At 62.6% G+C, this 657-nt stretch carries 1 pseudogene; it reads left to right on the top strand.

Features of this window, described 5'->3' with window-relative positions:
- Positions 1 to 657 (top strand): annotated as a pseudogene (locus tag MFF24_RS28680) (TonB-dependent siderophore receptor); the annotation flags it as partial.

Genomic DNA, 657 nt, shown 5'->3' with positions numbered 1-657 from the left:
GAGGTGCAGCTGCAGGTCGGCAACTTCGACCGCTACCAGGGCAATTTCGACATCGGTGGCCCGGTCGAAGGCACGGACGGAACGCTCGCCTACCGCATCACCGGCATCAAGCGGCAATCCGACACCTTTCTGCCGGGTGGTGCCGACGACCGCAGCTACATCGCGCCGGCCTTCACTTGGAAGCCGTCCGCCGACACGACCTTCACCTTCTTGAGCGAGTACCAGGAGAACAAGCTGCCGGGCAGCACGACGTTCTTCAACCAGAACTTCCGGCCGACCCGGCTCTATGCAAGCGATCCCGCCTTCAGCGACTTCAAGCAGCAGCAAGGCCGCGTCGGCTACGCCTTCGAACACCGCTTCGACGGGGATCTGTTCTTCCGCCAGAACTTCCGCTTCTACGATGTCTCTACCGACTACCGCTACACCTCGATCACCGGCCTCAATCCCGACGGCGTAACCGCGAGCCGCTCCACTGGCTTCTCCCGCCAGCATCTCAGTCAGTTCACCCTCGACAACCAGATCGAGGCGCAGCTCGCGACGGGGCCGGTTCAGCACACGCTGCTAGCCGGGCTCGACTACGCACATTACGACTTCAACTACCGCTTCGGCTTTGGCACGGCGCCCGATCTCAACCTCGTCACCCGCAATTACGGCCTT

This window comes from Methylorubrum aminovorans, assembly GCF_022179725.1.
Classification (GTDB): Bacteria; Pseudomonadota; Alphaproteobacteria; order Rhizobiales; family Beijerinckiaceae; genus Methylobacterium; species Methylobacterium aminovorans.
This window is presented reverse-complemented; position numbering and strand designations above follow the sequence as displayed.